Source organism: Bacillus sp. LSHTCR4, from assembly GCF_057197025.1.
On sequence record NZ_JBXUNO010000001.1, the window covers coordinates 2,103,529 to 2,125,594 of the forward strand.

At 35.4% G+C, this 22,066-nt stretch carries 20 protein-coding genes, 1 riboswitch and 1 other annotated feature; of the genes, 2 read left to right on the top strand and 18 right to left on the bottom strand.

All coding sequences use genetic code 11. From position 1 onward, the window contains the following. Nucleotides 1-172: 172 nt before the first annotated feature. The 10 genes from AC2CGR_RS10810 to AC2CGR_RS10855 all read right to left on the bottom strand — a co-directional run bounded on the left by AC2CGR_RS10810 (nt 173) and on the right by AC2CGR_RS10855 (nt 8,612). Complete coding sequence (locus AC2CGR_RS10810) at nt 173-1,081, bottom strand: alpha/beta fold hydrolase (RefSeq protein ID WP_087964629.1); 909 nt, start codon at nt 1,079-1,081, stop codon at nt 173-175. 199 nt (nt 1,082-1,280) lie between these two features. Next, on the bottom strand, nt 1,281-2,276 hold the full coding sequence (locus AC2CGR_RS10815; RefSeq protein ID WP_270184983.1) for a CgeB family protein: 996 nt from the start codon (nt 2,274-2,276) through the stop codon (nt 1,281-1,283). Nucleotides 2,277-2,621: 345 nt separating this feature from the next. Continuing rightward, on the bottom strand, nt 2,622-3,221 hold the full coding sequence (locus tag AC2CGR_RS10820) for a DJ-1/PfpI family protein (protein WP_087964627.1): 600 nt from the start codon (nt 3,219-3,221) through the stop codon (nt 2,622-2,624). A 54-nt stretch (nt 3,222-3,275) separates the two neighbouring features. After that, nucleotides 3,276-4,259 carry a phosphotransferase enzyme family protein gene (locus tag AC2CGR_RS10825; RefSeq protein ID WP_484480806.1) on the bottom strand — a complete coding sequence of 328 codons (984 nt, stop codon included), beginning with the start codon at nt 4,257-4,259 and terminating at the stop codon, nt 3,276-3,278. A gap of 56 nt (nt 4,260-4,315) precedes the next feature. Further along, nucleotides 4,316-5,146, bottom strand: coding sequence for a GNAT family N-acetyltransferase (locus tag AC2CGR_RS10830; protein WP_087964626.1), 831 nt, complete (start codon nt 5,144-5,146; stop codon nt 4,316-4,318). 150 nt (nt 5,147-5,296) lie between these two features. Then, nucleotides 5,297-5,701, bottom strand: a complete 405-nt coding sequence (gene arsC / locus AC2CGR_RS10835; protein WP_484480807.1) for an arsenate reductase (thioredoxin) — start codon at nt 5,699-5,701, stop codon at nt 5,297-5,299. Between the two features lie 25 nt (nt 5,702-5,726). After that, nucleotides 5,727-6,767, bottom strand: coding sequence for an ACR3 family arsenite efflux transporter (gene arsB, locus AC2CGR_RS10840; RefSeq protein WP_131102571.1), 1,041 nt, complete (start codon nt 6,765-6,767; stop codon nt 5,727-5,729). 18 nt (nt 6,768-6,785) lie between these two features. Then, entirely contained in the window at nt 6,786-7,223 is a 438-nt protein-coding gene (locus AC2CGR_RS10845; RefSeq protein WP_001271026.1) for an ArsI/CadI family heavy metal resistance metalloenzyme, read from the bottom strand. Between the two features lie 60 nt (nt 7,224-7,283). Next, a complete protein-coding gene (gene arsR, locus AC2CGR_RS10850; RefSeq protein WP_000046018.1) occupies nt 7,284-7,589 on the bottom strand; it encodes an arsenical resistance operon transcriptional regulator ArsR in 306 nt (101 codons plus the stop codon). A gap of 492 nt (nt 7,590-8,081) precedes the next feature. Next, on the bottom strand, nt 8,082-8,612 hold the full coding sequence (locus AC2CGR_RS10855) for a DinB family protein (RefSeq protein WP_277482789.1): 531 nt from the start codon (nt 8,610-8,612) through the stop codon (nt 8,082-8,084). A gap of 347 nt (nt 8,613-8,959) precedes the next feature. On the opposite strand from AC2CGR_RS10855, the gene AC2CGR_RS10860 reads away from it, so the two are divergent. Beyond that, nucleotides 8,960-9,505 carry a dihydrofolate reductase family protein gene (locus AC2CGR_RS10860; protein WP_131102575.1) on the top strand — a complete coding sequence of 182 codons (546 nt, stop codon included), beginning with the start codon at nt 8,960-8,962 and terminating at the stop codon, nt 9,503-9,505. A 363-nt stretch (nt 9,506-9,868) separates the two neighbouring features. Here the strand turns inward: AC2CGR_RS10860 and AC2CGR_RS10865 are convergent, their stop codons facing one another. The 6 genes from AC2CGR_RS10865 to AC2CGR_RS10890 all read right to left on the bottom strand — a co-directional run bounded on the left by AC2CGR_RS10865 (nt 9,869) and on the right by AC2CGR_RS10890 (nt 17,426). Next, entirely contained in the window at nt 9,869-11,128 is a 1,260-nt protein-coding gene (locus AC2CGR_RS10865) for an MFS transporter (RefSeq protein ID WP_484480808.1), read from the bottom strand. An 81-nt stretch (nt 11,129-11,209) separates the two neighbouring features. After that, nucleotides 11,210-11,466 (bottom strand) — a binding site (T-box leader). 272 nt (nt 11,467-11,738) lie between these two features. Further along, on the bottom strand, nt 11,739-13,595 hold the full coding sequence (locus AC2CGR_RS10870; RefSeq protein ID WP_484480809.1) for an alpha/beta fold hydrolase: 1,857 nt from the start codon (nt 13,593-13,595) through the stop codon (nt 11,739-11,741). 58 nt (nt 13,596-13,653) lie between these two features. After that, nucleotides 13,654-14,220 (bottom strand): TetR/AcrR family transcriptional regulator, encoded by a 567-nt coding sequence (locus tag AC2CGR_RS10875; RefSeq protein WP_001072301.1) that lies wholly within the window; start codon nt 14,218-14,220, stop codon nt 13,654-13,656. A gap of 357 nt (nt 14,221-14,577) precedes the next feature. Further along, a complete protein-coding gene (locus tag AC2CGR_RS10880) occupies nt 14,578-15,720 on the bottom strand; it encodes an MFS transporter (RefSeq protein ID WP_484480810.1) in 1,143 nt (380 codons plus the stop codon). 62 nt (nt 15,721-15,782) lie between these two features. Then, a complete protein-coding gene (locus AC2CGR_RS10885; RefSeq protein ID WP_484480811.1) occupies nt 15,783-16,379 on the bottom strand; it encodes a TetR/AcrR family transcriptional regulator in 597 nt (198 codons plus the stop codon). Between the two features lie 282 nt (nt 16,380-16,661). Then, nucleotides 16,662-17,426 (bottom strand): SDR family oxidoreductase, encoded by a 765-nt coding sequence (locus AC2CGR_RS10890; protein ID WP_484480812.1) that lies wholly within the window; start codon nt 17,424-17,426, stop codon nt 16,662-16,664. 169 nt (nt 17,427-17,595) lie between these two features. Here AC2CGR_RS10890 and AC2CGR_RS10895 point away from each other — a divergent pair, with 169 nt between their 5' ends. Further along, nucleotides 17,596-18,036, top strand: a complete 441-nt coding sequence (locus AC2CGR_RS10895; protein ID WP_001178569.1) for an Lrp/AsnC family transcriptional regulator — start codon at nt 17,596-17,598, stop codon at nt 18,034-18,036. 169 nt (nt 18,037-18,205) lie between these two features. Here AC2CGR_RS10895 and AC2CGR_RS10900 read toward each other — a convergent pair whose 3' ends face one another. Both AC2CGR_RS10900 and AC2CGR_RS10905 read right to left on the bottom strand, forming a co-directional pair. Continuing rightward, complete coding sequence (locus AC2CGR_RS10900; RefSeq protein ID WP_087964614.1) at nt 18,206-19,411, bottom strand: M20 family metallopeptidase; 1,206 nt, start codon at nt 19,409-19,411, stop codon at nt 18,206-18,208. 88 nt (nt 19,412-19,499) lie between these two features. Further along, nucleotides 19,500-19,601: riboswitch (SAM riboswitch) on the bottom strand. Between the two features lie 75 nt (nt 19,602-19,676). Further along, nucleotides 19,677-21,986: an AAA domain-containing protein gene (locus AC2CGR_RS10905; RefSeq protein ID WP_484480813.1), complete on the bottom strand. Its 2,310-nt coding sequence runs from the start codon at nt 21,984-21,986 to the stop codon at nt 19,677-19,679. Nucleotides 21,987-22,066: the final 80 nt, after the last annotated feature.

The window sequence follows — 22,066 nt, forward strand, 5'->3', positions numbered from 1 at the left end:
TGTAGCTAAAAATTATTGTTGAATCTTACCTTGCAATGCATTGGCTTGCTTTGTTAATTCTTTATTTTCATCACTTTTTGCCTTTTGAACTTATAACTAGGCTTTATTGCGTCTATTTAAAAGGAACTGGCTATGGCAACTACATTAAGTTTTTCAAGAGAAAGTCCGTTGCTCACATTCGAACAACGGACTTTCTTTCTATGAACCAATTTAAAACATCTTCAGCAATCTCTTCTGGTCTATCCCAATGCATTAAATGCCCTGTATCTTTGTAAAGCTTAGTCGTAATATTAATACGCTTCTTACATTCTGCTATCTGCAATTCTCTTATTTCTAAATAATTATCGGGAAGATCACAATACAATAGTAAAATATCGCTTTTAATTTTTTGAGATTTCAATGTTTTATACACCGTATATTGAAACTTAATTACACCTCGAGCGGTATCACCAGTAGCATGCCATTTCACTTTACTATCTTCTTCTCGCATTAAATCATAAACCGCACGTTCTATTAATGGAGACCACCTGCTGTAAGCCATTTTTTCTGATTGGATGTATGCTTCTTTACTGTCAAAAACATATTCATCAAAATCCTTTTCGTAATGAGTGATCTCTTCTTCTAATGATCGCGGTGGACACTCTCCTTCTTTCGCATCTTTATATAGCTTCGCAAAATAATCTGCATTCATTTCACCATGATGATAACCACCATCTAACAAAACCATTTTATTCACTTTTTCTGGACATTCTGCTGCATAGTGAAGCGCAATGCTTGCACCCCATGAATGTGCTACTATATGAAATGTTTCTTTTCCTATGTGCTCAAGTAATGCTACTACCCAATTTGTTAAATGGGCTGCACCATAATCTTCATCCTTCTCAAAATTTGGTGTTTTCCCATGTCCAGGTAGATCAATCGATACAACATGATAGTTATCTTTGAAAAACTCCGCTATTTCTATAAAACTTAATTTTGTACTTCCTAAACCATGAAAACAAATGATTTGAGGGTTACTTTTATCCCCCCATTCACAAACACTTGCTTGGTATTCACCAAATTCTACAAAAAAGTGATTCATTTTTAATCTCCTCTAATGATCAGATATAAATTAGTTTAAATGCGACATTGTTTTTTCAGAATAGATAAATTCGGCAAAATTATCCAAATCCCTTTTTCACAAATGATTTTTGTAGAATGCGAGAGTCAACTCTAGTTAAAAGCACCAAACGCTTAACTTCATGTATACCGATGTTAATTCATGTAAGTTAATGACTAGATTACATCTTCACGCCCCTCAAATTAATATAGTTTAATAATTGTATGATTCGCTTATCATATGTGTGGTGTTTCAAGGTCCTATCCAGTCCATTTTTTGCTATACGTTTTCTTTCTTGTATATGTTCCAAATAATACTCCGCTTTTTGTATAAACTCCGATGCACTATTAAAAGTTTCTATTTCAACACCTGGTATGTAATGTTTTGCTACATCTGGACGTATATCAGTTAATTGAAAAGAACCTACGGCATTAATTTCAAACGTCCTATTATTTACTGAATACGCTTGAATATTTGCAGAATTACAATTCAATTCCTGATCAATTAGTGAACGATGCAAATTTATATTGATTTTAGTAGATACGTAAAAATGTAACGCATCTTCATACTTTGCAAGTGGCAAGAGTTGAATTTTATCCTTTAATCTTTCATAATTCTTTAACTTCTCCCAACCGAATCCTACAATTTTCATGTTCTTCCCTACTAAATACTCTGCAATCGAATCAACAAAGTGAATTCTATTTTCAAATGCTGTACCTATAAAACTAAGATCATACTTATATGTATCTTCTTTAGGGGAAGGTTTAAATACCTCTTGATTTGCTGCTAATGGGAGATGAAATACATTCTTACATCCTATCCCCCTATAAAACTTGATACAATTTAAATCTTGCGTAAATATGTAGTCATAAAACGGAACAACGTTTTGTGTTACATCCGTATAATAAGGATCGTCTGTTAGCCAAAGCCCAGTAGTAAACCCTGCCTTTTTTAAGAATGGCATAATATGATTAAATTCTTCACTTAAACCGCTCAGTACCAAAATAAAATCTGGTTTCATTTTTAACGCGGTTTTTATAGCTTTTTCTGGACTCACCATACTTGTATCGCTGTTTACCTTTTGTAAACTATTCAAAATTGCTGCTTCGATCATTGGATAATAAAAAGAAATTCCCGATTGAATAAATAAAATTTTCTTAGGAGTATTGCCTTTCATGTCCTTCCTCCTATACGTATTTTCTCATTCTCAAAAAAGCTCTTTATATTCTGGGTTTAGCTAAGGTCCTTTTTATGTAGGCTCTGCAATCTTTATTCATTTTCATAACATCCTACTTTATATTTATAAGCACCTTTTATGTCCATTATGTTGAACTTCCCTTATTTTATAAGCTAATGGGATTTAGGGAGCTGTCACAAAGGGAATAAAGTTAGGATATATTCAGCCAAATTATTAACCATAGAAAATGAATACATAAAAGAAAGAGCCTACTCACATGAGTTGGCTCTTTCTCTTTTACAATATGTAATACACTCTACAGTAAAAACTATGATTCAAGTTAAATTACTCCCACACAACTCCCCGCCGCTCATATTCCATTCTATATTCAACAGCAGCTGCAATTTTAGAACTTGCGAACTTTTCCGTAATCCAAAGTCCTAAATCAATTCCTGAAGTAACTCCCCTTGCAGTAATCATATCGCCCTGATCCACAATTCTGTAAGGAAGAAGTTCTGCTCCATATTTACTCATTTCACCCTGCGCCAAATGATGCATTGTTGCCTTTTGACCGTTCAATATACCAGATGCAGCTAGTAGCATACCTCCTGTACAAACTCCAGCAACAATCGTTCCTTCATTGTTCATCTCTCTAATCATTTTGGTTAAAGTACCAAGCTCTGCCTGCTTTCGTGCCCCGTGCTTTGCTTTATGATTCCAGCCACCACCAGGTACAATTAACAAATCTGGACGATTATCCATTCGTAAAAAATCATGTAATTTAACTGTAACTCCAAACGAAGTAGTAACTTCTTGTTTTGGTTCACTCGACACAAATTCAACTGTAAACGGAGCCCCTTCTTCTATCGCTCTGTTTAATACTTCAAAAGGTGCAAAGGAGACAAGTTCTCCAAAACCGTCAAACAATACAATTTGTATTTTCATTTTTTGAACACCTCATATTGTTTCTTTTTAAATCCCAAATTAGGAGCATACATGTTATGTACTAATTAATAATGAAGATAGTCTTTCTCCCCTCACTCTATAAACTTCCAAATGTTCTTCTAACTCCCTCTCATCACTTATTACACTTAGCGTTTTCTTCACAAAATTCCAATTCAAACTACCGGATAGCCATAGTAACGAAGAAAGTCTTTTGTAATCATTTGATTTTACAATATTATGAGCCCTATAACCTTCTAAAAATGCACTAGCAACACTTGGACTTACTTCATGCGAATGTATTCCTTCTATTCGAGAATACCATTTTATTAAAAAGGACAATCCTTCAATGCGGTCTACATAGCCAATCGATTCAAAATCTACAATTCCTTTTACCTGTTGACTTGAGTCCCATAAAACATTCAAAGGATTTAAATCTGTCTGTATGATAAACTCTAATTCACTCGTATATGCACACTCTATATGATATGTAGCGAGATCTATATACTCCCGTAATTCTTTGCATGCGCTTGCCTTACTTTCTAACATATGAATAAACTGGGCATACCCATCCAAATGTGATTTCTTTTGAAAAATCGAGCTTTGAAATGCGCAAGATATGTCATGAATCTTTCTTGCTTCCTTTCCAAAGGATTCTGCGATAGATTCTGTGCAGTGTGTAAGATGCTCTCCTTCAATCCAATTTGCCAATACAAATCGGTACTGTTCATCATTCCAAGTAACTAATGTAAATGACTCCCCTGACGTATTCTTGTTAATTTTCATAAAAGGAATTCCATGCTCATGTAAATAATATGTAAAGCGTACTTGCTCTATCAGTTGTTCGTTTGATAACGCTCCAAAAGCTGGATTGATTGTTCGCATGCTATTCATAAACCGTGCGGAATACCGCTTTCCATTCACCATAATTTTATAGTGTAGATCGGTATTCCAACTTTCCTTATGTAACTCTTCCTCCACTGCTAGTGAATGAATTTCTTTAAAATAATTCATTAATACGTCTTTTATTATGTGTTTCATCCGATTCTCCTTACATGTAAAAATCCTCGATGATAGGTTTGTAAAATACACTTAATTTACTCAAAAGGAAAATAATATCCTACATAATTAAAAACATTTGTAAACCCTACAGTTTCCACAACTGCGACAGAAGGCTTGTTCAATTCCATACAGTCCCAATATGGAGTAATGTTATTCTCTAAACAATCTTTCACAAAACTATGAGCTATCTTTTGAGCTAATTTTTTCCCTTTGTGCCCCTCTATTGTTTCAATATCTATGCAGTGTATATTTTCAAATACAAACCCTGAAAAACAAACACTCACAATTAGATCATCGTAGACAATGCAATAACCGATTCCCTCATTGAAAAAGCGATCCGGTGAAGACCAAAACTCTAAAATTTTTGATTGTAAAAACTCAATGTTCTTCAATGAATCTCTTTGATTTTCATAAAGCGTTTTGCTCATTTTCAGCACTGTGTACCCTTGTTCAATTCTAGGTTCATGATTACCTTCATAATCCTCTTCCTTTAGCATATACACTCTTTGATTCCAACTCTTTAATTTACGATGCTGAAATATTCTTTCGATTGTTTTATTCCACTTTGAATGATTCCCGATTCCTTCAAAGCAATCTAGTCCTGCTGTCCTCGCCTCAGGTACTATTACATGATTAATAAAATGATTCATTTCTTTATTAAACTCTTCATTTTCAGCATCTCCAATAAAGAAGAAGCCATCATTATTACCTAACCAAATAAGCCCCGAATTAGGAGCAGTCACGTTATCTACAAATATACGACCAGGATTCACTCCTGCAATTACAGCTTTGACTTCTAATTGACCTTGTGCATTTATTAAACCGCTACATTTATAAAAATCATTCTTGCTTAATTCAGAAATCATAAGTTAAACCACCTTTCTGAAATCGCTTTATTCTAACTTTACCACCACGACAGAATATTCTCCATTTTTTAATAGTTGTTTTAAACCAATGAAATATATAATAAAAAGAGCCAATCTCCAACACAATAGAAGATTGACTCTTTCCTTTATTTACTCCCCTATTTCAAAAAATCGCTTTATACGTTCTCCAATTTCATCTCGAACACGCTGAAATTCAGACCATTCTTTTCCTGCTGGATCATCGAATCCCCAGTGAACACGATTCACATGCGGCGGAGTAGATGGGCATACAGCATCTGCATGACTACAAAGCGTAACGACTAAATCAGCACTACTTAAAATGTTTGCATCAATTATATCCGATGTTTGGTTCGTTATGTCGATATTCACTTCTTTCATCGCTTTAATAGCATTTGGATTTACTCCATGTGCTTCGATCCCTGCAGAATATACATTCCACTTATCTCCTAAATATTGTTTGCCCCATGCTTCTGCCATTTGGCTTCTGCATGAATTTCCTGTACATAAGAAATAGATTGTCTTTTTATTTTCCATGTTGTTTTCCGCCTTTGTTTTTAAATTATACTGGTTGGTCATTAAAATATTTACGCTTAAACCAAAAAGCGACGTTTACAAGTGCAATCATGACAGGGACTTCAACTAACGGTCCGATAATAGCTGCGAATGCTGCGCCCGAATGAATTCCAAACACACCAACTGCTACAGCAATTGCTAACTCAAAGTTATTACTACCTGCTGTAAATGCTAACGTTGTTGTTACCGGATAGTTTGCACCAATTTTTCTTCCCATAAAGAAAGAAACAAAAAACATTACAATAAAATAGATTAATAACGGAATCGCTATTCTTACTACATCTAGTGGCACGCTAACAATCATCCCCCCTTTTAAAGAGAACATAATGATGATTGTAAATAGCAATGCAAGTAATGTAAGTGGACTAATTTTAGGTATAAACACCTTTTCATACCACTGTCTTCCTTTTAACTTAACAAGTATAAAGCGTGACAACATACCTGCTATAAAAGGAATTCCTAAATAGATACATACTGATTTTGCTACTTCTACCATTGTAATATCGACAATAGCACCTTCAATCCCTAACCATTCTGGAATTATAGTTACAAATACGTATGCATAAACTGAGAAAAAGAGCATTTGGAATACCGAATTAAAAGCAACTAAACCTGCCGCATATTCTTTATCCCCATCAGCTAGATCGTTCCAAACAATGACCATTGCAATGCAGCGTGCTAACCCAATCATAATGAGTCCGACCATATATTCTGGTTTATCAGGAAGAAAAATAATTGCTAAAACAAACATAAGTACCGGACCAATAATCCAGTTTTGTACTAATGATAAAACTAACACTTTAACATCTTTAAATACTCGGCCCATTTCCTCATAGCGAACTTTCGCTAATGGTGGATACATCATTACAATTAAACCAACTGCAAGCGGAATAGACGTCGTGCCAACTTGTAATGTATTCAGTCCGTCTACTACACTAGGGGACACAAACCCTAAACCAATCCCAACAGCCATCGCTAGAAAAATCCATAGCGTTAAATAGCGGTCTAGAAAAGATAAACGTTTCATTTTATTTTCCATCTCCTATTAACAACAAGAATTTTTAGCTACTTCATTAGAAGTCGTACAACAAGATGACTCTTCTATTTTGTGAACATCACTATGTGCTTTCGTATAAAAGAATTCCCACTCATTCCCATCAGGGTCTGTTACCCAAAACTTATCTTGCACTGCATAGCAACAAGTCGTATCCATCTCATCACGCGCGAAGAAACCTTCTTTTTCTAATCGTTCTTTATGTAATGTAATTTCTTCAGCTGTATCCACTTGGAAACCAAAGTGATTTACCTGATTTCCATTCACTTCATCTCGCACATTCAGCGTGAAATTAAGTCCTGGCGTCTCTAATAGAAATTTTGCATAATCCGTTTTCACTTTAACTGGTGATACACCAAATACTTTTTCATAAAATTCAATAGACTTCTCTAAATTCGTAACGTTTATACCAACGTGAACATATCTCATACCTTATTCCTCCTCTTTATATATAATTAATCAAGTTTTTTTGATTAATATCTCAAAATTTTAACAGCAGCTACCTTTTCCTGTTTTTCTAAAGATACAGCACAATTCTTCTGATAATAAATTATTCACTTCCGCATCATTTAAATCATAATAACTCCACGTACCTTTTGTTTCTTTTACAATTAAACCTGCGTCTAATAAAATCTTTAAATGATAGGACAACTTAGATTGCGTCATTTCAAAAACCTCTGTTAAATCACATACACACGTCTGTCCCCGCTGACAAAGCTCATACATGATTTCTAGACGTTTCTGATCCGCCAACGCTTTAAACTTTTTCTCATATAACTGAAAATCTTGTGCCACTGTAGTTCACTTCCTTTCATCAACTTTTTTTGATATTTATAGTATATACGCTGGTGAGTTCTTTATGCAAATAATTAATCAAGTTTTTTTGATTAATTAAAAAAACTTCCTCGTATCATAACTTTGCTCCAACTAAAAAAGACCATCGCCTTTTCAAAAATGAAAAACTACGGTTCTTTTTACAACTTAATAGTTACAATATTTCCGAGTAATGGAATCTCTATAACTATTTAAATTTTAATTTGATCATTATAGAGTAGTGCCCCATCACCATCAATCTAAGAAAAACAAATACCCCAAAATGAGAATAATCGATATAACTCTTGTTTTTGGTGCATATTTATAAAAAGCACGTCACCCTTTCTCATTAACATAAGAGAATAGTAACGTGCTTTTCATTTCAAAAATAGTCTAAATCCTTAAGCTGCTAGTTGTGGGGCGGGACCCCAATAAGAACGGTATCTAAGGTTGTATGAGAGGTGTTTGTTCCATTCAAAAAGCCTCAGCCGACGATTTACTCAAGTACCGGTTTCGGATGACCCCCATGTGATGAAGTTCGTGTCCTGCGATGCCGTACGCAAGGGCGCGCGCCGTAATGCTTAGGTTGTTGGCTGTGCCCTTGCGGGTCCACGCCTCCGCCGGTAGCCCGCGCAGCAATGTGATCGTTGATTGCCTTACGGCCCGGTAGTCTTCGGCCAATTGCGCGGTTGTCCAGCTTCCGAAAGGAGGCAGGAACAATTCCTGATCGAAACCGGTCAGAGGCGTCTGGTCCCCTCTTGCGAACCGGAGCAGGCGGTAGGTCATAACGCGTTCCGCGTCTGTAATGTGGCCCACGACTTCTTTCAGTGTCCATTTTCCTTCCGCATACCGATATGCGGCCTGGCTTTCGGTCAACGATGCTAGGAGCTCGGTCATTTGCTTTTCCTGGGCGAGCAAAATGTCAATGATATTACCGTCTGGCACCAAACGGATATATTCGCCGGAGCTCCCAGCGTATTCTTCTTCTAGCGGTCTTTGATTCATGCGTAGTCACCTCTTTATGTAGATATAGAAAATTATAGCACTCGTCTATGTCTAATAAATTCGTGAAATGATAGAACTTCCCTTCTAATAATTGAGGATAAGCAACTATTTAGTCGGCCGCCACACTATCCTAATTCGTTAGCACAATAAGCAATGCTAATCAATAATGCATACAAATTATCTGTTATACAATATTTCGAAGTTATTAATATATATTAGGTTATTCCGAAACACACATAAATACATTTTGTCGAAACTATTAAAAAGGGAAATTTTCTCTAGCTGGAGAATTAATAATTGTTTTACCAATATGTAAAAATCTCAATTTAAAACTAAAGGAGAACAAAATGGGAAAAATAATTGTATCGATGTACCTCTCACTAGATGGTGTCATGGAGGAACCAGCTTGGACTGCTCCATACTTCAATGAAGAAGTAGCAAAGTTTCAATCCAATTTACTGTTTGAAAGTGAAGCTCTTCTACTAGGGCGAGTAACCTATCAAGGTTTTGCAGCTGCCTGGCCTTCTATGACTGATGAAGAAGGTTTTGCTGATAAGATGAACAGCATTCCTAAATTTGTTGCTTCAACAACTTTGGAAAAAACCGAATGGAATGCAAATCTTATCAAGGATAATGTTATAGAAGAAATATCGAAACTGAAGGAACAGCCCGGTCAGAACCTTTTAATTTATGGTAGTGGTGAGCTTATACAAACATTGATGCAACACGACCTCATTGATGAATATCATTTTATGGTCAATCCCGTTATCGTAGGAAGCGGAAAGCGTCTCTTTAAAACCGGAAACGATACAAAGGCTTTAAAACTGATCGAAACAAGAACGACCAGTTCAGGTGTCGTTATTCTTTCCTATCAGCCGGAGAAAAAAGAATAATTATTGATAAATTATATAATCAAAAAAACTCATCAGAATAAATCCTGCTGAGTTTTTTTATAAGATAATACACATATTAATTTATAAAAATTAGGGTGTTATATCAATTCATCGGATACAGAAATAGACATACAAAAACGCCATCCTTTCCTATGATTCTACAGAAAGGATAACGTCTTTTTAGTTTTATGGATAGTGCAAAACTTTAGCTTTATAGCAGTACTTTATATAGCCGTTTAACAATTAATTCTGTTATTTACCTATGTTTACATGACCTTCGTTATCGGAAATAAAAAGAATCATTCAGTAAAGATCCTTTTTATTTCATTACCATTATTTAATTTTATTTATTTAAAAAAGAATTTATTGAAACGAATCTTTAAGCTCAGTTGAATTAGAATAGAATTTTGCTTTTGATGGTTGAACACTGCAAATAAATAGTATGATAGATATCAAAAACATTACAAATGCTCCTGAAACTACAACAAATCGTATAGATATAAGCTCTGAACAAACACCAAAGATTACAGTAACTGTAATAATTAAAAAAGCCTCAATAAACCCGTAAATACTGACAACTCTGCCCATCACATCAACAGGTATATTATTTTGATAAAATGTGTAAAAACCGGTATTAGAAAAGGCAGTAGCAAATGATAAAACAAAAGCCCCTACAGATGCTATAAAAAAGGTATTAGAAGATGTAAAAATCATATAACCTACTGCAGTTATTAAGGAACCCATACCCATAAGCCATGAGGTAGGTATTTTTTCATTAATTATTGCATTAGATAAAGAACCTACCAATACTCCTGCTCCAGCAATGCTGACTAAAATTCCATATTCACCTTCAGATAAAGAAAGTATCCTAGTTGCAAAAGCAGCTTCCAACGAATCTGTAGCTGTCATCATGACTACCATCGCACTAAATAAAAGATATATTATCATGATATATAGAAACTTACGGCTAAATCCAATAACAAGCTTCCAATCATCTATTAATAACCTAAGAGATAATTTTGTTGTATCTGATGTTTTTTCTAACTGTGCAGAGGATTCAACATTAGGCATTCCTACTGTAATTAATGCAGATAAAAATAAAGCTCCAGCATTGATATAAATAGCCATATTAGGTGTACCAATTGTAAACATCATTCCCGCTATTGCTGGTCCAGTCAAAAATGCTCCGGAATCAAGTAGGCTACGTAAAGAGTTGAAACGTTTTCTTTGTCCTATTGGTATTAACTTTGTAATATAAGTTACCGATGTGGAGTGATACATAGAGCTCGCTATTGTAATAAGAAAGACCATAGCATATATAAGCCCTAAAGAAGAGAAGAAAGGTAATAATGCAATTAGCACAGTCTGAAAGACACCTAGTGCTATCATGAGATATTTTTTATTTGAACGATCTACAAGACTTCCTGACCAAATATTAGTAAACAATGTTGATAAAGCCCTAATAATATATAAACCAGAGACAGCAATTGCCGATTCTGTTATGTTAAGAACGATTAGGTTTAGAGCAATAAAGTAAACCCAACTTCCAACACTTGAAACACCAATACTAAACAATAAGATAGATGGATACCGCCAAGTTTCCAATGTTTTTTTTAAACTCAATTGAATTCCTCCTAAAATATAATCAGATAGAATGCAATACTTAAAACAAAATAAAAAAATCCCACCCCCAAGACTTGAAGTCTTAGGGACGAGATTTATCATCGCGGTGCCACCCTAGTTTATTAATATGTCGCCATATTAACCTTATCAGGTACGGCATTTAAAAATGCTTATACCTTAGCTCTATAACGGGAGCTCCCGTCACATCACCCCCTCCTAAAAGGTTCCGACGTGCTGCTCTGAGGCTTGCTTCAATAAAGAAATTCTAACCTTTTTTCAGCTACCAAGGTTCTCTGTATAGAATTCACTATATTTACTCTTCTCTTCATCGCATTTATTTTTTATATAATATCACCTATTGGTATCCGTGTAAATATCTGAATTTTTTTACAATAAAAAACTATTAAGATATATGATTCTTATCTAACAACTAAAAAGAAAAATACTTCAGAGCAAAAATTATTTGCAACTTTAATACAAAGTCGTTTTTTTCGTTTTGGGGGTGCTATAAAATATTAGCTTGATAGCGATGGGGCGGGACCCCGAACAGTACGATTTTATTTCAAAAACACAACGATCTTACTACACACTTTTTATTTATCCCACACTCTCATCTGCTCGTATTACTATTTTTTATTACTAATGTTGCCGTTTCACTCGGATGGCTAAGAGGAAAATGATGGCCATATGGAACAAAATCAACCTTACCAAGATGCGATGGAGCAGAATAGGCTCTGTCATAATCCCCCCAAATAATGTGAAGATTATACTTTGTTACTTCATTGAAATCACCTTGATCATTTTTCAGTAGTAAACTGTTAAGTTGAACCGTAGTATTTAAAATTCTAGGAGAAGTAAAACTGTTACTTATTTTTTCAATATAATTCTCAGGGATGCTCTCCATACTTTCAAACAAACCATTACTTAATAAATATCGCCCTATCAAATTAGTAGTTGCCAGTTTTAATGTCCATTTGTTCATAAATTGAGGAATATTTAGCGATTTAGCATTTTTTTTAGCAACAGGTGGCTGAAGTAAAGTGATTGCATACTTCTTATCTATGTACTCTTGTACCAATGCTTCCAGAAGAATAAACGCACCGAATGAATGGCCAATTAGATGTGCACCATTCGTAGCTTTCTCCAATAATTTTTTCACTACATTCAAATAGATATCTAGAAGATTCTTCTCTTGTTTAAAAGGAGAACGTCCCAAACCTGGAAGATCCAAGATCCATACAGGTTGACCAGTTTTTTCATGAAGCTCTTGTGCTAAAGGAAATAAATCCTCTCCATCACTCAATAAACCATGTAATAAAATAAACGGTTGACCCTCTCCTTGTAATTGGTAAAGGGTAGTGTTATCGCATAATGTTCGTTTAAATAAATGATTATGCTGGCCATTTTGATACATCATTCGATAATCCAGATCAGCTACTACGGCAGGGAAAAATTTCATTACACTCGTCTTCTTAAACCAATCTCCTCCCATAATTTTTTTCGCTGAAACATCTGAAAATTTTCGGTTTGTAATAAAATTCAGTCCATCAGAAGGAATTTTTGTTATTTTACTTACTCCACTATTCATAATTGCTTTCATAAGTGGCATTGGAACAGAGATTTTTGGTGCCCTCATATTCATACTTTCCGACATAATACTTAATAACTCAGCAATGTTCTGATCGTGCTGTTTGTCTTCAACAAGTGTATATGTTTGAATAGTCGGTTGCTCCAATCTGAAAACCTGCACAATAAACTTCGCAAGCTCATCGTTTGAAATAAGTGGTAACCTATATCCCTTACCTCCAGGAATCACTGGCATGAGCCCTCTTCGCATACTCATCACAAGCAAACCTAATCCCGCTATCTGTTCTGTACTCCCTGTTTTACTACTACCGACTACAGTTGGCGGATTAATTACAGAAAGCGGATAACCTACTGCTGATGCCTGGTGACGGATATAAAGATCTGCTAAAAATTTTGTTCTCTCATATGGATTTTTTATTTTCAAATAATTGTTTCCTTCTTTAAACACATCAATTGCAATCTTGCTATTTTTATCATCAAAGGGACTCATATAACCTACAACATGAATAAATTGTTGCAAGCCCTTCAATTGATGAATACTTTTAGCTAATTCACTAATGTGTTTGGCGCCATTTAAAAATACGGAAGCTGCCTCTTTACTTGTCGCTTGAATATCCATGGGGCCTCCTGCGTGAATAATCACATCCGTTTTCAATACCCTCTCCTTATCTTCAGCACTTAGACCTAAATCTATTTTCGTCAAATCACCTTCAATAAAGTGCATAACTGCTTTTTTTAAGATGCCTCTTTCTTGAAAAATGCGTATTGCTTTACTTTTCGATCTTACTAAAAGAAGAATTTTAACATCCTCTTTGGCTAATTCTTTTACTAATTGCTTTCCAATAAAGCCTGTTCCACCAGTTAAAAATACTGTTCTCATATAAGATCCCCTTTTTAGTACTACTTAGTACTAATTTGATGTAAAAAAAATGCTTCTTTTATCGAAGCAATTTTAAAAAATGATCTGCTGTTTTCGTGATTACAGTTGCATCCTTCAATGTTTCTGAAATAAATAACGCACCTTCAAGATTTGTAATAAAAAGGGATGCAACCTCATCAATATGAATCGTATTTCTGAATTCTCCATTCTCTACCCCTTGTTTAAGTAATAGAGACATTTTCTTTTGTAATCCTGTAAAAAAAAGACCTATTTTTTCTTTTATTTGCGTGGCCTGTGTAGGACTTTGAATATAAAGAGTAATAAATGGACAGCTCCCCTTATACTCTCTCGACTGAACTCCTTGTGATAATTGCTTTAAAAACAGTTGGATACGATCTTCAACTAAAAATTGGTTCTGAGAAAGTACGTCATCAATTGCAGATTGATACATTTCAATCCAATAATCAACGACTCCTTCTAATAATTGTTCCTTATTAGAAAAGTGATAATACACATTAGACTTTGAAACTTTGCTTACACGTACTAATTCATCCATACTTGTATAAGCAAACCCTTTTTCTAAAAATAATGTTGCAGCTACTTCAATCACACGTTTTTGATTCATTAATTTTACCTTTGTCATAACTAGAACTATATAGTACTAATTTAAATATTGCAAGTATTTATATTAATTTTTAAAAAAGTTTGATTAAAAAATTCCACTAACATTGATTTTACTGCAAAAAAATCTTATTTTAAATAAAGTTTAACTGCCCCCCCGAAATTGTTCATTCACTATCGTCTAATAGAGGTCACCATACATACCCATCAACTTAAGAAAAAGAAATGCCCCAAAACAAATAAATGAGCGACTTCTCAGAATAACTATCTGTAGAGAAAGAAAATTTTAATTTAGAGGGATATGAAAGTATTAGCTTGATGGTGATGTGGCGGTACCCCATATAAAGAAATTTTAAACCTCTTAATCTGCCTTTCCTTTATGTAAATATGGGAATAACGAAATTACCCCAAGGATAGCTAAACAAGCTCCAATCCATAGCGGAGATACAAAACCATATCCTTTACTGATCCCCAGACCACCTAGTGACGAACCAATAACAATACCTAGCGTAATAAAAGAACTATGAACGGTATTTATCATTATTCCATTACTAGCTGTTTTCATCACCCTCGCAACCATAGCTGGATTCAAAGCTACACCAGTTAAACCAACAAAAATCGTAGAAATCACTGCAATGTATTTATTCTCTGCACTTAAAGCAAATAAAGACAACGCTATAATTAATATAATTAATCCACCCATAAGTATTTTCATTGTATATTTATCAGCGAACTTGCCAATTATTATATTCCCAATTACCGTCGCACTACCATAGAGAGCAAGTAAATATGGAATACTTGCACTTGAAAAGCCTGTGACATTTGTAAAGATCGGAGTGAAATAACTAAATGCTGCAAACGTACCACCAATAATGAACATACTTGTTACGTACGCTGCCCAAAGATGAATATTCTTAAATCGCAGAAGTTCGTCTTTCCAATTTAATTGCTCTTTATTTGAAGATGATGGTAACAACCATTGAATCATAAGCCCTGATACTAGCACAAGAACAGAAACAGCCCCAAAACTAATACGCCAGCCAAAAGATTGGGAAATAACGGTTGTTATAGGTAAGCCTAATACAGTTGCGAACATTAAACCTGCAAGTACAATTGATGCAGCTTTTCCCCTTGAATCAGAGTGAACCAATGTTGCTGAAAAGGAAATCGCAACTCCAAAAGCTGAAGCTGAAGCAATACCAGTTATAATTCGTGAAATCATCATAATATCATAGTTCCAAGCAATAGCTCCGAGCGATTGACCAATTAAAAATACGAACATTAAAAACAATAATGCTTGTTTGCTGCGCATTCGTAAGAGGATTGCAGTTAAAATGGGGCCTCCTATTACCATTGCTCCTGCATAAGCTGAAATTAAATACCCAATAGATGATACAGGAACCTGGAATGCAAGAGCAAGTTCATTCATCATACCTGCAACCATAAATTCTGATGTAGTCATACAAAAGATTGCTAAAGCTAATAAATAAATAATCGATGGCATAAAAACACTCCTTATTCATTATTGTAATGATCGGTACAAAAATAGTACGAAAAAAGAGCGCACTAAGCGCCACAAATAGACTCTATTGTTCCTTTGATAACTTGTTCAGACAACATCCGATTTTGCATCGATACATTAAGAACACGGAATCCGTAATAACTGCTTAAAAGCAGACTAGCTAATTCCTCAGCTGATTGCTTCTTTGAAATTTCACCTGTTTGCAATCCTTCCTCCATCACTGTTACAATAGCTTGTTTAAGAAGTTCAACATGCTTAGAGAAAATTTCTTGTACCATTAAATCGTTTTTAGCACGTTCTATACTGGCATTAATCAATAAACATCCTTTTTGATCAATATTCTCAAAGTCTTCTATCAATGCCCATTCAAAAAAATTACTTAATCGTTCTTTAACTGGAATTGGAGTATGTAACAATTTCCTTTGTTCCTTAATCCCAATTTCATGGTAGCGTTCTAATACTTGTTTATACAGCTCATGTTTACTACCGAAAGTATTGTATAAACTCCCTTTTCCAAGTCCTGTATCACTGCATAAATCTTGTGTAGAACACCCTTCATATCCTCTTAACCAAAATGTTTTCATTGCAACATCTACAATTGAAGAATAATCAAACTCTCGAGGTCTGCCGCGTTTATTCAATCGTATCCTCCTCTCATTTTAAAGATAACATGAATAGAATACCCTTTTTTGTACCACGCGGTCAATAATTTTGTTTTTATTGTTACTGTAAAATAAAATTTGATCATTTTAGATTACGAATAATGAAAAATAGCCCCTTATTCAAGTTGCCTAGCGAAAAAATCACGTTTGAATAGGCTTCTTTAGCATCCCTACCTTTCTATACATCACCAGATATGAAACGAGGATCGTTTCATATCTAGTAATTTACTTGGTTAACTTAATGGGTATGGAGTAGTGCCCCTATAAACAAAAACCTCCAGAAACATCTATAATCTGCCCCGTTACCCAGCGGCTATCAGAAGAAGCAAGGAATGCTACTGCATCTGCAATATCTTCAACTTGCCCGATTCGTCCGAACACAGATGAATTCGTAGCAAAATTTCGTATTTCCGGATCATCTAGCAATTTTGCATTGATATCTGTCTTCGTATATCCAGGCATAATTGTATTCACTGTTATCCCTCTTTCTCCAAGATGTTTAGCTAGAGGCAGTGTCATCGTATTTAATGCACCTTTACTTAAGCCGTATGCAATGGACCCTGTAAAACCAAGTCGTACTTCAGCTGATGAAATGTTAATAATGCGCCCTTCTACTCGTAGTAACGGTAATGTTTGCTGAATTAAGAAGAATGGTGCTTTCATATTTACAGACATAATTTCATCAAAAATTTCTTCTGTCGTATTTTCAATCGTCCCTTGTGTACCTATCCCTGCATTGTTTACTAAAATATCAATCTCTGATGTACCAACTCTTATTTGTAATTCATTCTTTAATTGTTCTACTAGCTTTTTAACACCATCCATTGAATTGAGATCTGCTTCAATTAAGAACGCTTTTCCTCCATTGGATTCAATCTCACGAATTGTTTCATCTGCAGCTACTTTATTTCGGCCGTAGTGAATTGCAACTAATGCACCGTCGTTTGCCAATCTCATCGCAATCGCACGACCAATACCGCGACTCGCCCCTGTTACTAACGCTACTTTCCCATCAAGATTCTTCATTTTTTCCATCCTTCCTAAATTTCCGTTTGATAAAAACCTACACTTATATTTTCATGTAAACTCCAATCATTTTAAATATAGATTTATAGGTAATTCAGTTCGTTTACTTATGATATTATAGTTATAAAATACAATTTACTTTAGAAAATAAAACAAGGGGGATAACTCAATGCAAAATGCAGTAAAACTAGATGAAATCGACCATAAAATAATGAACTTGTTGTATGAAAATGCGAGAATTTCTGTTTCAGAAATAGGACGAATTATATCCATGACGCAACCTGCTGTAAAAGAACGAATTAACAAACTTGAAGATCAAGGAGTTATAGCTGCTTACCGAACAAAATTTGAGCCTTCCAAAATTAATAAAAATATTCAAGCATTCATCATGTTTAAAACGAGCCAATGCTCTGATTTTATCCAATATTGTAATGCCGCTCCTGAAGTAACAGATTTATATCGAATTAGCGGTGAATTTAATTATATGATGAAGGTCATGAGCGATTCGATGGATTCCCTCGCTGCATTTTTAGACTCTTTAATGCAATTTGGTTTATCGTCTCCTTTAATTGTATTAAAGAGTGAGTTTGAGGAGAAATTGTCGTTCTAATAAAGAGATACATATTATCCTCCGCTAACAGTAAAAGTTTTTCCTTTATGAGAAAAACCAACAAAATTAATGATTATTAAACAAAAAAAGAACATTGATTTTCAATGTTCTTTTTTTATATCTCTACTTATTAATTAAATTGCTCTGCGAAAAGAGCACCTTAATCCCCTTATCCCTGATTTCTCTGGGCCTCTCTAAACTCCTCCTTCACCTTCTCTAACAACCCTTCTTCCGTAATTAATCGATACGCCGTATTTGCTAACGCTTTTGCGGATGTAATTAACGCTTTATCTCCTAATTCTGAACGCGCCGCTTCTCTAAATTCATTCGTATGTGCAATTAAGTCATCTGGGCCGATTTTAATGTACGGGTGAATGGTTGGTACGACTTGACTTACGTTTCCTGCGTCGGTTGAGCCGATGCCGAGTCTTTCTTTACGGTTTACATCTTCACCTAGTAATTCTAGTTCTTCAGCTACGATGTCGTTATATGTTTTTGTTACGAGTAGTTCATCGATTTCATTTTGGAATTGATGGATTTTTACTTTCGCACCTGTTGCTAGCGCTGCCCCTTGTGCGATATTTTTTACTTTTTCTGTTACTTCCGCACATCTTTTTCGCGTTGCTGCACGGATGAAGAACCTTGCTGCGGCGTAGTCTGGAATAATGTTAGGTGCTTTTCCGCCTTCTGTAATAACGCCATGAATCTTCACATCTGACGGAAGTTGTTGGCGAAGTGCGTTAATACTGTTGTACAGCTGAATCACCGCATCTAATGCATTAATTCCTTCTTCAGGTGAAGCTGCAGCATGAGCTGTTTTTCCATAAAAATGAAAATCAAGTGGATCGACAGCTAGTGAAGGACTCGTTGTTGCTGTCTTTCCGCTCGGATGAATCATAAGCGCCGCATCAATATTTTTAAATAAGCCAGCTTTTACATAACTCGATTTTGCGCTACCGTTCGGTCCTCCTTCTTCAGCTGGTGTTCCGAATACGACAACTTCCCCGCCAATTTCTTCAAGCGTTTCTGATAATGCAATTGCTGCTGCAACACTAATTGTGCCGATTAAATTGTGACCACACGCATGGCCAAGTCCTGGTAAAGCGTCATACTCCGCTAAAAATGCGATTGCTGGTCCTTGCTTTCCAGAGCTTTTTCGTGCGATAAATCCCGTTTCATGTCCAGCTATATTGTGCTGCAACTGAAATCCTGCACTACCTAGCAATAAACTTAACGTTCTAGATGCATAAAACTCTTGGTTACCAATCTCGGGATTCGCATGAATATCATGGCTTGTTTCTATGTACTTTTCCTTATTTCTTTCGATACTCTCTTCAATTGTTTTTCTTTGTGACGCTACTCCTGTCGCTTCCATTTTTCTTCCTCCTTTTATTTTCACGTAAAAAAGCCTCTTTCTAAAAGATAGAAAGAGGCTTCTGTATATACAGTCAAAATGAGCTTCTTTCTTATCTTTCAAGTTACCTTGCTGGAATTGGCACAGTATTCATAACGAATCCGCTGCCGAGGTATCATAGGGCCAGTCCCTCCACCTCTCGTGATAAGAATTTTCATAAAATTATATTAAATTACATTCATTCTAAATTTATTCCAAATAAAAGTCAAGGAATTCCTATCCGAATTTACCGAATATCTAAAAATCCTTTTAATACACCAATTGTCTCAGGTGCTTGCAGTCTTGCACATACGTACGGGAATTCCGTACTACCTTCAAATATCATTTGAGATGTGAGCGGTGCCCCTGCCCAAAAGATTTCATCATCAATTACGATAAATGGGAATGCTTTATTTTGTCTTTGTAACTTTACATTTTTCAGTGGAACTGGTCCATCACTATACACTGTTATTTGCGCATTTGTACGCATTAACGCTTGCCATACTCGCTTATCCACTTGCTTCGTACTTGGAAGTGAAATAATAATTTTTCGTTTTGCGGCTAAAATATCTTTCAATAACCCTTTCGGCTCTTCAAGATTCATTTCCATAAACCAGCGTAAACGTTTCGAAATTTTCCGTTCCCACAATTGTCTTGATGTCGTGCGATCATACACATCTCCGTGACGTTCTATATGAGCTGTTAATTGTGATAACGCTTGTTTTCTCGAAAGGTTTTTACGCATATAATGGCAATCTGATAATTGAATGAACTTCCCTCTCGCCCTTGTCACTGCTACATTGACGAGGCGATGGTTTTTATGGTCAAAGAATAATACGCCAGGTCGTTCTTGCGGATAACTGTCAACCGTATCAAAGATCATCATATCTCTTTCAGAACCTTGGAACTTATGAACTGTCGCCGCTAAAACTGGTATGTTTTGATATTTCGTTCTCTGCAACATTTCTCTCATACACGTCGATAAAAAGCGTGACTGCGCCCTGTAAGGTGTCACAACACCAATGGATTGCACACCATCTAACAATCCGATTAACATCATTTGCATTGCTACTAAACCAGACATAATGTTAAAACGTGAACCAGAAGCAGCATCTTTTAACGAAAAAGCCCCCATTTGGCTCGTATCAAATAAAACACTCGCTTCATTTGCGAACGGCTGCAATTGCGCAAGTTCCTTACGCTCTGAAACAGACGGATGATCATATACTCTATTTTTATAAATAAATGAATTTGTAAACTTCGATATATCCGCATGCATACGTCTTTGTTCCTGCAACATAAACAGGTTCGGATGTGCTTCTGATTTATTAACAGACTCCACAATCCCAGCATGGTAAAACATATCTTCGCCGAGCCATTTGCGAACGAGTTCATGGTTTGCCATCGCAATTGGAGGTAACTGTAAAAAGTCACCACAAACGACGATGCGTTTTCCAAGTGAAGCAGCTAATGCAATTTGCGGAACATATGCCATACTTACTTCATCTACAACAACTAAATCAAATGTACGCTCATAAATAAGTGAATCAATGGCGCATTTCGATAAAGTTGCACCGATTACTTTCGCATTTTCAATATATTCTTTTTCTACTTCTTTAATCTTAGCCTTTTGCTTTCGAAGATCACTTTCAATCTCTTGTATACGCTTCTTATCAGCAGAAGTCGCTTTATATGATAAAATCTTTTCACGAAGCTCTTGTCGTGTTTCCTCTAAATAGAGTCTTTCTTCTCCCCATGATCCGTTCGTCGTTTCAACTAACTTAGATGCAAGTAACGTTTCATGATTTCGTATATGTTCATGTTGACTATAACCGTAACGAACAATTTCACCAGGCGTCCATTTCTTTTTCTTTTCAATTTGCTTCGTTACTTCACTCATTAATACGTCTACTGCTGCATTACTATGAGCTAACACAAGTACCGACTTTCCTTTTTGATAATGCGCCGAAATAATACGTGATAAATTGTAAGACTTCCCTGTTCCAGGTGGTCCCCATACGTAAGTTGTTGGATTGTAAAACGCGCGATACGCCAATTCATTTTTCGGATTTTTCATCTTTTCAATATGTTTCGGACTGCTCGTCCCATCAACAAGACGCTTTATACGATTACGTTTTAGCTTATCTTTACGTGCTTCCTTTAACCTCTCTTGTAGTTGCTCTAACAATTGCCACGGTTCACTATATAAAACAGCTTCTCGTATTTCACCTTGTATATAATCATTTAATTTCAGTTCTATTTCTAATCCATGTACAGATAATACTTCTCCTGTCGCTTCCTCACCATCGAACTCAATTCGAATTGGTGAACCTTCAGGTAAGCTTACTTCGGAAATAAGCTGAAATACGTATACTGTGCTTTCATAATCTGTATATAAAAAACGACCGTTCATGATAGAAATTTTACTACCACCTATCGTTTTCCAATGTTTAATTTCATATGCTAATGCATAATGCCACTCTTTCATCGTTTCCGATAATGAAGGAGTTTGAGTAGGTGTATTCATCGTATAATCTCCTTCCTTCTCCCCAAACATACTTTCTCACTATACCATATAACACGCTAAAATTTGTAAGGTTTTTATCTTGCTTATTTTCTTAATTTTCAATAACATAT